This is a genomic window from Rivularia sp. UHCC 0363 (assembly GCF_034931125.1).
Lineage (GTDB): Bacteria > Cyanobacteriota > Cyanobacteriia > Cyanobacteriales > Nostocaceae > Rivularia.
Genome location: NZ_JAYGHM010000049.1, coordinates 21,781 through 37,160 on the forward strand (window position 1 = coordinate 21,781; position 15,380 = coordinate 37,160).

Sequence of the window (15,380 nt, forward strand, 5' to 3'; positions counted from 1 at the left end):
ACGAATTATACTCACCCCCTTCCCCTCTGCTTAGCAAGGAGAGGGGTGCCAGGGGTAGGTTTTCGGTGTATTGGACTCAATTGAATACCTCGATATTCTTGAATTAATAATTTACCGACAAACCAGGGTTGAACTAAATAACGCTTCCACAGTCTTTTCGGTTCGCTAAACAGACGATAAGACCATTCCAAACCCATTCTTCCCATCCACCGGGGAGGAGTAGGAACCACACCTGCAACATAGTCCATACAGGCACCGCTAGGTAGAATTGCATTGGTTTGCAGATGTTCGAGATTATCGATAATCCAACGCTCTTGACGCGGCATACTCATTCCTACCATTAAAACGTGAGGTTGAAAAGCATTAATTGCATTGATAACAGCTTGATTCTCTGTACTATCTCTGTCCACGTCAATATAACCGTGAGCGCAAGCAATCTTTAAACCAGGGTATTTTTCGCGTAAAATATCTGCTCCTTGTTGAGCAACTCCGGGTTTAGAACCGAGATAAAATATCCGCCAACCTTTACTAGCAGCTTGTTCCATCAAAGACCATACCCAGTCAGCATAGGTAACTCGATGTTCCCGCTCGATGGAATAACCCCGCATTTTGCCAATCAATACTAATGGCATACCATCAACATGGATATAATCTGCCTTGTCATAAAATGCACGCATCGCGGAGTCATGATGGTAGATATACAGACTATGCAAATTATGATTGGCAATAATCCATTTTTTTTGCTGTTGAATAGACTTTGCAATTAGACCATTCAATTGAGGAATATTTAACGCATCTACTTCAATGCCGAGAAATTTTAATGGGGAACGTTTCATAGATTTAAATTAATAATTACTTTAAGAATTAGTTGCGGACAACAAAACATTTGCAATAGATTGCGCTCTGGCATTCCAGGAATACTTCTCTTTAATTAAGCTGTGTGCAGCCTGAGCAAGAGGTTGATATTTGGTTTCGTTTAAAGCAACATCTAATATTTTTTGAGCAATATCTTCGGTAGAGTAACTTGTGACTAAAAGATGTTGGAGATGCTGAAATTCTTCTAAACCGCGCAATCCTTCAGGTGTAGAAATTACTAGTTTTTCACTTGCGAAATAATCAAGGGCTTTATTACGCGCTCCTCCTGCTACTGCTTGTTTAGAAAATGGTAATAAAGTAATATCTGCATATTTAATATGAGTAACAAAATCATTTCTACTGGGTAAGAATCCTGTGAATGAAATATTAGATGGTAGTGCCTCTTTAATATCATCTCGATTCCGACCAATCACAACAAAATGTATTTTTTGTGGGGAATTTTCTAGCTGTTTGGCAATATCAATGGTCATAGATACCGACATATCATTAGTTGGGAATCCATAGGTTTTTGGTGCCACAACAACTACAATTTTAGCGGGTCGTAATTCTTGATAAGGGTCTGTATCATTTAGAGAATGACTATTTAATAAATCTTCAGTAACTCCATTCCCTACACAGCAAATTTGTCGGGGAGTCTTACCATACCATTGAGAAATTAACTTAGGGGTAGATTCTCCAGCAGCAATAATGGGATGACCGGAAAAGATGAGAATTCCTTGAGCAATATAGGTTTTAATACATTGTTTGAACTCTTGGAACCAATTATCTACTGAAGATAAACGGCTCCAATATTCATAAGCAGACAAAGTATGAAAATCTAATACAAGGGAGGTTTGAGATTTTTTTGATTTCAGAGCAATTAATGCAGCGATACTTGGACGTGTTTCTTGAGCATAAATAATATCTGGACGAAACTCATCAATACACTTTTGTACTGCTTTAATATATGATTTAAGACTTCTAGAACCAACAGAAACAGCTTGAGCGTAATCAACAGATGAACAATCTAATCCCAGTTGACAAACATCGAAATGTTCAACCAAATATTGTCCGAGATAAAAAGGTCTTGTAAAAGCACCAAAAGGCTCGCTGGAATCCAGATTAGAAACAATTAATAAGCGTTTACCCATAATAGATAGTAGGGAGTAAGGAATGGGGAATTGGAAATTAAATTAAAAAGTTCAGTTTTGTTGTGGTATTTCTTCAGCAAATGTTGGAGATGCAGCCAAATTTTTATAGCCGATAATGGCGCGAATATAAGGTAATAGCCAGTAGATTAACCAAAATGGTCCGGAATGACGCGAGCAAAATGTAGTCCAAGGTTTGAGAGGAAATCCTTTTATTTGTAATATTTTTCGCAAGCGTTGTTGCAGTGGTAAATTAGTGTCAGCCCAACTATTACGGATAGAGTTTTTACTGCAAGTCCCAACATATCCAGGTGCAATCCAAATCGAGCAACCATGATTACGCGCTCTGAGACCATAATCTAAGTCTCCCAAACTATGAACAAATGCTGCATCAATATTGCCAACTTTTGCAACTACACTATGGGGGATTAATACGCAGTTACCAAACATTGCATCACATTGCTGTGTAACTTGAGTTGGTTCTAAAAATTCAAATTTATTGGAATACCATTTTTTAGATTTAACTGCTCCTCCATAGGTGGGTTTTGCGGAAATTGGGTCTTGAGTAGTACCCACCACAATTGAGTTTTGATGTTCTTGTTCGGTCAAATCAAATTGAATCTTTAATAACCTATCCAAGGTGTCAGTTTCTAGAAAAGTATCGTCATTCAACCACAGATAATAATCGTAGGAATTTTTAATTGCTGCTGCGAATGCTAAACGCATTCCTCCCACCCAGAATAAATTACCGTTTCCTTGGAGGATTGTTACTTGCGGAAATTCTGCTGAGATTGCATTTGTGGTACCGTCAGAACTGCCATCATCTGTTAAGTAAATGTCGAAATCAACTGTTTGCTGCTGTAACGCACGCAGACAATCAAGGGTTGTATTGCGTCGGTTAAAACAGGTCATGATGACCGCTATTTGTGCTTTACTTATGTTACTTTTCATTGGTGATTTTACTATGAAGTAATCGTGAAAGATATCGTTAATTTATGGAGTAAGTTTAAAGATTCGCGACTTTTTCTATCCAGCCGCTTAAGTTAATATTCAAATTAAAATTATTCAACTTTTTCTCAAACTTTCTTACCGTCAACATATGTCTGTGTAATACAGAAGTACGCGGCATTTGATGAGCCATGACTCGTTGACATAGCCATTCATATTTATCGGAATCCAGATTAAAATTCTTCAGTTTTTTGATTTGTTGATTCCAGTCATGATAATAGAACAAATTAAAATAATGCATCGAAATTAAATCATCCCACTTATTTAAACGCCATTGTTTTGCTAACCGATTGTGTAAAGGTAGTGGATAACTATAATTATCGGAAAAATGCGATACCTTTTCTGATAAAGCGCATAAAGTCACGGATAAAACTGACTGTTCGACAAAGTAAATACCTTGGGGAGGAGCAATATCTAGACGCATTACCTTCTCAAAGTTTTTCTTCCAGGATGTAAAAATACCGGCATTTCTTCTAACTGCAACTAAACCGGAATTCCAATAAGCTCTCATCTTTTTATTGCCAATTGGAGCATTAACAAATACTTCATTATTGACTCCGAGAACTTCGTAAAGCTTTTGCCAATACCATTCATGAGGGTCATTGCTACCTGTAGAACCGATACCTTGACCATATTCGGGACGCATCCGCACGTTACAATCTGCGGGGAGCAAAAATTCTGTTGGTTCTGCGAAAAAGCACTTGTCGCTATCAAGAAAAACGAGAGTTTCGGCATCTATATTCTGTTCTGCATAGGCACAGGTTAAGGGCTTATTTGCTAAGTAGTATTCGTGAAATTCTTCGTTGATCGGTAATTGCTGGTGAATTACTCCTAATTGTTGAAATGCTCTTTGGGTTTCAATAGCAATTGGTGTACCTGTTCTGGGATGAAAACTATATATGGGTGTATCTTTTAAATTGCCGCAAAATTTACGAATACTTTCTGCGAGCATTAATGATTGGGGTTCTAAACGACCCGGTTCGGTACAAATTATAAAGGCTAATGGAACTGACATTTGATTTTACTCCTTATACATTAAAGAATTGTTTTCAAACAGACTTAGAGACTTTCGTGACAATTAATGGTGTAAGCACAGTTTCTGTTCCAGAATAATTTTGCAAAATTTTCTCATAGTATTGAGTTATTGTAATTGCTTTGTTTTTCCAAGATTGCTGTTTGGCAAACTCGTAGCTAGCTCTACCCATTTCTAAGCGTTTCTGAGGATTTTTGTACATATATTCAACAGCTTGAGCTAGAGCATTAACTGTTTGATCGGGATTAGTGACGGAAACTTTTATTGCACCCTTATTTGGGACAAAATCTCTTGCTCCATGATGGTTTAAAGTAATTATTGGCAATGCTTGAGACATTGCTTCAAGTAATACAGAGCCATAAGAATCGCGCAAACTTGTAAACAGAAACACATCATTGTTCAGATATGCATCTTGCACTTCTGTCCAAGGAAGACTACCGCAATAATTTACTTTTGTTTCTAAATTAAACTGTTCTATCCACTGAGGTACATATGAGTCTAGAGAACCGTCACCAATTATCGTGAGCTTAAAAGGTATTGCAGAATTGACTTTTGAAAGTGCTTCTAAAGCCAAAAATAGCCCTTTTCTAGGTTCAATTCGGCTCAGCCAAAGTAATCGTAATTCTGGAGATTCTAATCTTTTTGGAGGTTCAACGGCAAAATATTCAGGAGGTAAACCACTATCTAAGAAAAGTTCAACATTTTTCGCGGTCATTTTTTGAGAAAGTTGAACAGTTTCTTGATTTGTTGCTAGTACCAAATCGCATCTTTTTAGAGCTTTATGCAACAAGGGGTTAAGTGCTATTAACTTGCAGTTAACGAAAGAACGTAAAGTTTCATCAAACCAACTTCCAAAAAAATATCGTTTGAAATTTTTTGGAGCTGTTTGTCCACCACCAACTGGACCAAAAACTAATGGCTTCTTAAGATTAGTAAATGATGGACCTCCTTGTAAACTCGCAATAGTCAAATGATGGATAATATCAAAATTATGTTCTTTATCTAATTGCAGTGCAATTTGTTCGGCTTTTACTTTCCATGCAAAGTATCGCAAAAAATGTAGATATTTATAACGACCTTCTGGTACGTGCTTTAAAATCGGATAAGCAACATGAACGAAATGCAAATTTGGAATTTTAGATAGTGGATGTTCTAAGCATTCAGCCGTATTCAAATTTATCACCCAAACTTCATGTCCCAATTGAGCGATTTGTATGGCATTGTTCCAGCCAAATCCTTCTTCTCTACCTCTATTCGGCATACAAGCATAAGCGCAAATTAGAACTTTCATAGTAGTTATTGATGTTGGTTTACTAATATTTTTTAGTTTGTCTAAATACTTAAACATTGAATATTTGATTCATCTACATAATTGAGATTTTCTACCCTTCATAATAATTTCTTGATATAAAGCTAAATAACGACCTGCTTGTAATTCCAACGTGAATTCTCGTTCGGCTTTCTCTCTTGCATAAAAGGATAGTTTTTCGTGTCTTTGGGTATTTTCTAAAACCCAAATAATTCCTTGAGCAAAATCATCTACATCATAGGGTTTGGCTAAATAACCACACTGTTGATGGTCAACTATATCTTTTAAACCAGTTGCGTTAAATGCTACGACTGGAGTACCACAAGCTAAAGATTCGGAAGCAGTTTGTCCGAAAGATTCTTGTAAAGATGGTACGAGCATGACATCCGCAGCAGAATAAACGGCAGCTAATGATGTATCATCATATAAATGTCCTAAATAGTGAGTTTTGAATCCTAATTCGGGTGGATTATCGGGTTGAGAAGCGCCAAATATTATCACCTCGGTATTATCTGACCATCCAGATTGACTTAATTTTTGCAACGTTGGCTGTAATAAATGAAAACCTTTATTTTTATCGCTGGTTGCCTCTATTGCTCCGAATAAAATTAGTTTTTTATCTTGAGGTAAATTAAGAATTTCACGAGCTACATTTTGTTTAATGGGTCGATATATTTGAGTATTCAATCCATGCGGAATTACTTCTACTCGCGAATTTTTAAATAATGAACTAGACCTGGCACATTCAGCTATCCAATTACTCGGAGCAATCAAAGTTAAATTTAAGTTACCTAAAGCTTTGGTTTTGCGGTTGTGTACCCAGCGAGATAAATCGCGTTCGCGACTGCTATTAAGTTGAGGACAAGCACCACAAGTTTGGGTGTAGCGTTGACAATCTCTAGCGACGTGACAACCTCCAGTAAATACCCACATATCATGAAGCGTCCACACTAAAGGCTGCTTGAGCTTCGCAATAGATTCTATTTGCATAAAGCCTCCACTAATCCAATGCAAATTAATAATATCTGGGTTAGTTTGCGCTACTTGGGGAACAACTCGATCTGGCAACCATTGACTGAAAAATGTACCTTTACTTCTATTTTTGTAAAGTTTCAAAGGTAAAGTTTCAAAGGTGAGTTTTGTTTTAGCAATACCTTGAAATAAGCGGATTTTTGGCGCAATTACTGTTTTATCGCTACTTGATTTTTCCTGCACCAACATTTGAGAATCTTGTCCTATATCTTGTAATCCTTTGTGTAGTCGATATGCAGCGCGAGCCGCACCACCGTTAGTATCCTGAGTACTTAAATGTAAAATTTTCATTGATTTATGTCGATCTCTTTGATGAATTAATTACAATTAAACTTGTGCTAGACTAAATGATTTCCTTCTAACTCTGTGATATTCCATTGTTAAAGTTAAAGAAGTTGTTAAATACATAAACCAATTCCAGCTAGGAGTTAACAATCTAGCCTCAGAAATATTAACGATAATAATAATAACAAGCATTTGCATTGGTAAATAATCTTCCGGTTTTTTTGCAACTAATACAACTCGATAAAGTGCCATAGCAAAGAAGCGCATAAATCCAATCGCAAATATTACGAAACCGCCAATTCCCATATCTAGTAGTATTTCCAAAAAGCCATTGTGAGAGTTACTTGCCCATTCGTAGGTCAATCTAAGATTAGAAGCAAATGGGCTATTCCAAAATCCAGCATATCCATAGCCAAATAAAGGTCTTTCTAGAACCTTGTTTAAAACAGGTTGCCATAAATCAGTACGTCCGCTAAAAGTCAGGTCTTTCCCCGACGTGCCAACTAAAGTTTCTGCATTCCCTGCGATTAATATCGAACCGCTAACTAACAACATTAAAACAAAACTAATTGCAATAATTTGTAATTTATAGTTATTATTTGTACTAAGTTTATATAAAGGTAAAAGAGATATCATTGCTAACACAATCATTAAAGAAGTTGTAGAACGAGATAAAATAATTAAACAAATAGCTATAGCAAATATAGTTAATCTCAGCCAGCGAAATTTGGATTCACTTAAAGCTAAATGCAAGAAAACTCCCGCACTCCAAGCCATCATGTATCCTAATTCATTTTTATGACCAAAAATTCCACTCCACATCCCAGCTAATTCTGGTGCTGTATGAATTCCGCCAAAACTTGGGATTAAGGGAAAAATCATTGATAAAACTGTTGATGTTCCTAGTGCAAAAGCAATAAATCTAATTTGTTCTTTGAAGGTGTAGCGCATTGCTAAATAAACAGCCAGCAAATAAATTCTCACTATACCTCTTACATAAGTTAAGCTCGAAGCCATATCTGCCGACCATAAAACAGAAAATAAAATTAGTATTAATAGTATTAACTGAAACACACCTTTACTACTAACATAAATAAATCCTTTCCAATAGTTGGCAATTAAAATAGATAAGATTAAATATGATAAAGCATTTAATAATGTATCTACAGATGCACCTCCAAGCGGACTTGATGAAATTTCTATTGCGGGTTTGATTGCGAAGGCACCTACAGTAATTAGTATTAGTATTAATGTGGCAAGTTTTTCAAGTCGTTCAATTTTCAATTTTATACCTCCTATCTCATAGACTTTTTTAAAACTAATTTATTTTCTTAGGAATTACGCAACAACAACGGAAAATATAGTGTCCCAGAAAATTTTGATCCCCCCAACCCCCCTTGGTAAGGGGGGCTTCCGTAAGTCCTATTTCTATTACAAATTACCCATTACCAATTACCCATTACCTATTACTCATTACTCATTACCTATTGCCCATATTTACGAATGCATAATTAACTTTTTATCTTGAAGCATTTTCTTCAATTTCTGTTTAAAAATATCTAATCGAGTTGCACCATATACGGTATTTTGAATAAATTTATCTGCTTGTAAGTTCCTTACTATATAAGGTGGATGCTGCAAAGGAAATTCCATTGTTTCTGTGGGAAGATTAATAAATGAATAGTCTTGAGAGGAATTAAAATTTGTGGAATCTGCACCAAGACCAACATTTTTAACTAAATTAACGTTAGGAATAATGTTCAATCCACCCTGCATCCAGCAAGCAAATGTCCATTGGTAATCCCAAGTGATACCCGTAGGATTATCGTAAATAGAATCAAATACACTTTCCCAATAACTCACCGCTTTAGAATCAAATAAAATGTTATTTAAAATATTAGATTCTTTGATTTCTTGCCACAATTTGATCTGCAAATCGTAATGTTGCCAAGCACGTCTCCAGCTTGCCCATCCCCAACAGTGGCTGTAAGATGAAAAGTAGTAGCTATAATCGGTACGCTTTTGTCCCAATTGGGCATTTTGAGCCGCTATTGAAGTAATTCTATTGTCGTATCGATATTTTTCTAATAATTCTTCGCAAAACTGAAAAAATGTAATATTTGGAATACAATCATCTTCTAAAATAATTGTTTCTTCTACGTTACTAAATACCCAATCTAAACCGCTAGAAACTCGTTTTGCACAACCTAAATTAACCTCAGAGTAGTTTTTTATAACTTCGCAGTTCCAATCAACTTGTTCGATAATTTCTCGTGTAGCAGCACATTTTTCGGCTTCACCTTCACGGTCGTGTCGAGGTCCGTCGGCAATCACAAACAGCTTTTTGGGTTTGACTTGACGAATAAGTTCAAAAACCTTTGCAGTGGTATGCGGACGTTTAAATATAATAAAAGTAATTGGTGTTTCTAGCTGCTTGCTCATGATTATGTTATCCAAAATCTGAATGAATATTAGTCTTATTTCGTGAAATATTCGAGTGTATGAGATACAAATAATATGTTTTAGGCTGCAAATGATAATGAAATTATTAATGTCGTTTATTAATAATTAATATTTATAGAAAGGCAAAAAAGACTCTAATTGAATCTGAAATAGTTTCCGCGTTCTTATATCGACAGCATTGCTTAGAAAAGCTGCTACAGCTTGAGATGCAATAGTTGCGATCGCAGCCCCAAGTCCAGCATATTCAGGTATTAGTAAAAAGTTGAGTATGACATTAAGAATTGCTCCTAATAAAGTTTTACCTAAAGATACATGATTTAATCCTTCAGCTATGAACCAAGGTGATGTTGCTACACCCATAAATACGAATAATGAAGCCCAAATATGCACCGCTAATATAGACCCAGCTTCTATATATCCACTACCAAACATCAGCAAAACGATGTCTTTTGAAAGGAATGTCATAGGAATAGAAATTGCTAAGGAGATATATGTCAGTAAGCGCAGTAATTGTCCAATCCGTTTATAATAATGATCTTCAGATTTCTCTTTTGCTGCATAAATTGCTGGAGCAACCGAAGAAACAATTGTGGTGGGGATAAAATACCATAGTTCGGATACACGTACAGCAGCAGAATAAATCCCAACTTCAGTATCTCCCTTCATTTGACCCAACATTATCTGGTCAATTTTCATAAAAATCAGAATCGCAAATCCTGAAAAAATTAACGGAAAGCTTTCTTTAAGTAGCTTTTTCGCAGTTGCAAAACTCCATTTCCAATTCCATAATTTTGAAAATCCTCTAACTTGATAAATAGCGATTAAAGCAACTGCACTCATGATAATTTCTGCTAATGCGACCCAAGCAAATGCGAGTAATGGTGCTTTAATTAAAATTAGCGCTACTCTTAGCAACATACTTATTAGATACGTGATATTTTTGGCAATCACGCTGTATTTCGACTGCACCTGGGATTGAAACCACAATTCAACAGTATCAGCAGAACGAAAAATTCCGGTCATGGCTAATATTGTCACCAGCCAAATTGTAGTTGCTTTATATTCTTGCAATAAGAATATGCTGAAAATTACTAACAGAACCGAAACAATTCCACCGATTAGTTTTAAGCCAAAAGTAGTCCCTAAAATTTCCGATTTATCTGACGATTCTCGGACAAGATGACGCACTACTACATCATCTAGACCCAAGGTAAAAACTGGGGTAAATAAACTGACAAAAGCCGAAGCATAATTAAACAGACCGTATTGCTCAGTCCCTAAATAACGTGCTACCCATACTCCGACGAACAAACCTCCACCCATCCGCAAAATGCGATCGCCAAATAACCATCCTGTATTACTGGCAATTGCTCTTAATTTAGAATGAGATTTAAGTTGTGATAGATTTTGTGATAGATTTCTAATCTTTAATTTTCTGAGCATAGGGAATAAGTAATCGGCTTCAGTATTTTAATTTTCCACTCATGAATACTTTGACAAAATGCATAAATAATAAAATTATTCCTTTCAACTTCCAATATAAATTTGGCTCGAAGAGAAAGATAATTTTCAAATACAAAGTGAAATCGCTAAATTTCGGACAAGGAATGGTTTTTAACTCATTAACGGATGTATAAGCTAAAAATAACGGTAAAGCTAAGCTATTTTTTTGCATGATGTAATTCATAATTGCCGATCGCTTAAACATCCTTTTATATTCAGCACTAATATCTATATCTAAAGATTTATCATTGTGAAAATTATTATTGTTGTGTATTCTATACCTAACCAAAGATTGAGACATATAAAACTTTTTGGCTCCTACTAAAGAAGCTCCCCACACCAGACAATCATCAGATCTAACCCGCCAATCATCGGTATATGGAATTGGTAAAATTTTATTTGCAATTTCTCTACGCATCGATAATGTAGATGTAATAGAGCCAATCCATTCACCAAGACAAAAGGTTTTGATTACCGAATAACCCAAATCTACATCGTATTCATATTCTTGAAATACCCCTTCTGCTACGCCAAATTTTTTATATCCACAAAAGAGAAAATCGCACTCCCGATAGCGTCGATAAAAATTTAGCGCATTCTCTAAATATTGATGTTCGTACATATCATCAGCATCGAGAAAAAAGATAATATCTCCATTTGCCGCCAAAAAGCCTTCATTAAATGAAGATAATTGTCCTTGATTTTTCTCTTTCAATATATATTTAACATTTGCTTCTCCGTCATATTTAGTAATCACTTCCGCTGAATTATCTGTAGATGCGTCATCAACTATAATAATTTCATCAAACTTCACGCTTTGATTTATCGCACTGTTAACAGCATCTGGGAGAAAATTAGCGTAATTATAATTATTAATTAGACAAGTTGTTTTCATTACTTTTCTCCTTTCGATTCAGAGAGTTCGTTTTTTTGAATCTTCTTGAACATAGTTTGTTGGATTGGGGAAAATTCATTCGGACTTGTCACCGACTCTATAGCTTCCTTGGTGTAATATAAATAGCTATTAGGTTCGTTCTTGACATTTAAACCATTAATAACTATTCCCAAAACCTTCTGATTCGACTGAGTTAGATATTCCTTGGCTGCATTTGCACTATCCAAATCGACAACACCAGGACGAACAACCAGTAAAATACCATCCGTCAAGTCGCTCAATATTGCTGCATCTGCCGTTCCCACGACCGCTGGAGTATCAAAAATGACGAAATCATAATTTTGCGTAAAATTATCTATCAACATTGCCATGCGCTGAGAATCAAGCAAAGCAATGGGATTGGGAGGTACAACACCAGAACAAAGAACATCTAAATTAGGTAAGACCTCTTGGACTGCGGCATTAATATTTAGGCGATCGATGATGACATTACTTAGACCCACTGCATTCGTCAGTCCCCAGGTATGATGCTGAATGGGATGGCGCATATCTGCATCCACGAGCAATATCCGTCTTCCCGTACTAGCCATTGCAACAGCTAAATTTGCTGCAACTTCCGATTTTCCTTCCTTACTAACAGAACTCGTGACCACAATACTTTTTAACTGAGTATCGGAACAGAGGAATTTTAAATTAGCTTGTAATATTTGATAAGCATTCCCTACAGGAAATTCCGGAATATCTCTACCGATAATTTGCGGAATGGGTCTGTTTATTCCAGCGACGGAAGAATTATGTTTGCTATGTTTACCAACTGCGGGAATAACTCCGAGCAATGTATATTTCAGGACTGCTCTAGCTTCCTTGACTGTTTTAACCGAGCGGTCTATCAAATCTAAACCAAAAGCTGTCATTAAACCTAATAACACACCAGCAGCACCTCCACCCACAATAAACAGAATTTTACGCGGTCCTTGGGGTACGTCAGGTATTAAAGCTGCCGAGATAACCCTTGCATTCGGAATCTTTTGATTTTCTGAAACATTAATTTCCTGGATTTTCGTTAACAGCGTTTCGTAAGTTGATTGTGCAGCTTTGAGTCTGCGTTCTAGTTCACGCTGGATTTGTTCTAATTGTGGTAGGTAATTAGCTCGCTGTTTATAGACAGAATATTTGTTAGAAAGCGAAATAATTTGCTGTTCCAAACCAACACGTTCTGCTTCTACGCGAGTAATCTCTGCAATCAAACCTTGTCGCAGTTCTCCCAGTTGCAAATTTCCCTGCTGAAATTGCTCTTGGGTACCCGTGATTTGGGTTGTTCTTTCGTTAAGCAGACTTTTTAAAGCCGCTACTTTTTCTTCTAAATTAACTACAGTGGGGTGTCCCGGTTGAAAACGAGTCTTTTCTAACGCTAACTGACTTTCTGCTTCCTGTAGCTGAGTAAGTACTTTTTGTATCCCTGGTGTTTGACTTAACTGTGCGGAGATAACTGCTTGTTGCGGTTCTACCTGAGCTTGAGAGCGTAAAGCTGCTAAACGTGCAGTTACATTCGCTAATTGAGCTTGATTTTGAGCTATTTGTTGTTCTAACTGATTAATTGTCCCGACTGCTGCATCAGCTTCTGCTTGTAAGACAATAATCTGATTCTTTTCTTTGAAATTCCGCAGTTGTAATTCGGCTTTTTTCACCGATGATTCTGCTTTCGGCAGTTGTTCCATCAGAAATCTGCCTGCGGTTTGTGCTTCTCCTTGGTTAGCTTTAATATTTTGTTGGATATATTTATCGATAACTGTATTGACAATTTTGGCTGCTTTTTCAGGGTTCGGGTCGCTATAGGAAATTAATAAAACATCACTACCTTTAATTCCTTCAACATACAGTCCACCAGCTAAAGTAGAAATCGGTAAAAGTTCACCTTCTTCATCCCTAAGATTCAGTGCGCTAATTGTTTCTTGAAGTACGGGATTTGAAGTAACAATACGTGCTTGAGTATCTAAAGGATTATTATTTTGAGTTAAAGCTTCCAAGCGTCCTATATCTTCCGATAATCCAGTCAAAGAAGAAGTACGATTACTTTTAATCATTACACTTCCTTCTGCTTTATAGGTAGGTTTACGTGAAAGTGAATACAGTGATGCTGCCGTTACCGTCAACGCACAAACACCTAAAGCAGGCAACCAGCGACGCTTGATAACCTGGAAATATTTTTGAATATCTATTTCTTCAATTTTTTCAATATTGCCTATTTCCATTGTCATAGCTACAAAACATCTATAGTAATGTTCAAAATTGATACAATTGACAGCACAGAATCAGCCGTTTCAGATGTACAATGCAATCAAGGCACGTCCATTCAAATCGACATTTACGATTGAAATAATATAGTTAACTTAACTCAAGTCAAAGTAGACTTTAGAAAGACTGCATGACAAAAAAATTAGGACTCACGCAACTGGCATATTTTGGTCGTAGGGTGCTGTGACACTTCGCTTGATTTCTAACGCAATAATAAGGTTTATGTGTCACGCACCGTTCCCTCAGTCTTGTGACAATTGCTTAAGTCCTGAAAAATGTCTCAGTCCAACTCTAAAATCGAAAATTAAAGTTTTTTACTAGAGAGAATTGGTAGATAGAATTGATAAATAACTGCCAGAAGGTACAAACCCCGATCCGGATGCATGAAGATGTAGATGCTGTAACCAATTAATCTTTGTCACTTTTTAGACTAGCAGATTCCCGAATAAGTTACATTACCGAAAACTGTAATAAAACTTTCACAAACTTGGTAGATGGCATAAAAAATAAAAGTAGGCAAGTCGCTTTAATCGACTTAATCATTACAACAAACAAAATACGTTCCCATCATTTATTTTTTATAAGTTATCTGGTATTTTTTACCTAACGTTGGCATTTCACAATCAGTAGCATAACATCCAAAATACGTAAATAGACTTAAGTCAAATAACTTCATTTAAATTTTATATACATTTGCACGGAGCTTTATGTTGCAATAATATATACTATATTTTCTACCTTCAAAAAAATATATTCAATGAATAGCTTGTTATATAGGAACTTTGAGTTTATTGGTTTAGTCTAATTTAAATTACCTGTGTAATATAATTTACTCTATTGGAATGATAATTACAGTCCTTGAGGTGGCTTTTGTTTATAGTTACGTAACCCTAATGGGTACCTTTAATGACCACTCCGCACTATAGTATCACGTTTTATTTTTATAAAGTTTATCCGCATATCAGCACGTTGCGCTGATGCTCGCTTGAGATATATAGCGAGCTTTCCGGCTCACACTAGTAGTGGAAGATTGGATATTTTTTAATTTGTAAGTCCCTTAAAATATAATTTAATTAAAAAAAAAGAAACCAGATTTCTATATAACTAAAAACTTGGTTTATCGATTATCTAAAATTATTCATTTGGATAGACAACCAGCAACAAAAAGCTTGTTTAATAGTCGAAATAAATTGAAATATTAGTTTTACCTTGAAAGATGCGTTACGCTCCGCGATAATGCACCCTACGTGTTTTTATTTCATTCAATTAGGACTTACATAGAAATATTGTAATCAACTACAAAATATGTGTTTACTTATAAGCTCTTCGTTGCTTATCAAACTGTATCTTAAAATTATTTATATTTAATTGTTAGTAATTACATTTAATTGAATTTTTCCTTAAACAAACATTAATCTGAAAAGAATCTTTTCTTAATCGGATATTCTTATACTTTAGGTAGAGTATCAATGTTTACATTTGTTGACTTGTTGATCCACAAAAAACTTTTATCGGAGACTTTGAAGTAAGAGTAAATGTTTAAAACGCTTAACC

11 protein-coding genes are annotated in these 15,380 nt (G+C 35.7%); all 11 read right to left on the minus strand.

Annotated features, from left to right (window positions below; all coding sequences use genetic code 11):
* Positions 1-11: 11 nt before the first annotated feature.
* Positions 12-836, minus strand: a complete 825-nt coding sequence (locus VB797_RS23965) for a WecB/TagA/CpsF family glycosyltransferase (RefSeq protein WP_323240253.1) — start codon at positions 834-836, stop codon at positions 12-14.
* Between the two features lie 21 nt (positions 837-857).
* On the minus strand, positions 858-2,006 hold the full coding sequence (locus VB797_RS23970) for a glycosyltransferase (protein WP_323240254.1): 1,149 nt from the start codon (positions 2,004-2,006) through the stop codon (positions 858-860).
* Positions 2,007-2,057: 51 nt separating this feature from the next.
* Positions 2,058-2,954 (minus strand): glycosyltransferase family 2 protein, encoded by an 897-nt coding sequence (locus tag VB797_RS23975; protein WP_323240255.1) that lies wholly within the window; start codon positions 2,952-2,954, stop codon positions 2,058-2,060.
* A gap of 55 nt (positions 2,955-3,009) precedes the next feature.
* Entirely contained in the window at positions 3,010-4,026 is a 1,017-nt protein-coding gene (locus VB797_RS23980) for a hypothetical protein (RefSeq protein WP_323240256.1), read from the minus strand.
* A 34-nt stretch (positions 4,027-4,060) separates the two neighbouring features.
* Complete coding sequence (locus VB797_RS23985) at positions 4,061-5,335, minus strand: glycosyltransferase family 4 protein (RefSeq protein WP_323240257.1); 1,275 nt, start codon at positions 5,333-5,335, stop codon at positions 4,061-4,063.
* 69 nt (positions 5,336-5,404) lie between these two features.
* Complete coding sequence (locus VB797_RS23990) at positions 5,405-6,676, minus strand: glycosyltransferase family 4 protein (protein ID WP_323240258.1); 1,272 nt, start codon at positions 6,674-6,676, stop codon at positions 5,405-5,407.
* A 36-nt stretch (positions 6,677-6,712) separates the two neighbouring features.
* Positions 6,713-7,954: an O-antigen ligase gene (locus VB797_RS23995; RefSeq protein WP_323240259.1), complete on the minus strand. Its 1,242-nt coding sequence runs from the start codon at positions 7,952-7,954 to the stop codon at positions 6,713-6,715.
* Between the two features lie 213 nt (positions 7,955-8,167).
* A complete protein-coding gene (locus tag VB797_RS24000) occupies positions 8,168-9,112 on the minus strand; it encodes a glycosyltransferase family 2 protein (RefSeq protein WP_323240260.1) in 945 nt (314 codons plus the stop codon).
* A gap of 126 nt (positions 9,113-9,238) precedes the next feature.
* On the minus strand, positions 9,239-10,576 hold the full coding sequence (locus tag VB797_RS24005) for a flippase (RefSeq protein ID WP_323240261.1): 1,338 nt from the start codon (positions 10,574-10,576) through the stop codon (positions 9,239-9,241).
* 19 nt (positions 10,577-10,595) lie between these two features.
* Positions 10,596-11,531, minus strand: a complete 936-nt coding sequence (locus VB797_RS24010) for a glycosyltransferase family 2 protein (protein WP_323240262.1) — start codon at positions 11,529-11,531, stop codon at positions 10,596-10,598.
* Positions 11,531-13,783 carry a GumC family protein gene (locus VB797_RS24015; protein ID WP_416350926.1) on the minus strand — a complete coding sequence of 751 codons (2,253 nt, stop codon included), beginning with the start codon at positions 13,781-13,783 and terminating at the stop codon, positions 11,531-11,533. The genes VB797_RS24010 and VB797_RS24015 overlap by 1 nt, the downstream gene beginning before the upstream one ends.
* Positions 13,784-15,380: the final 1,597 nt, after the last annotated feature.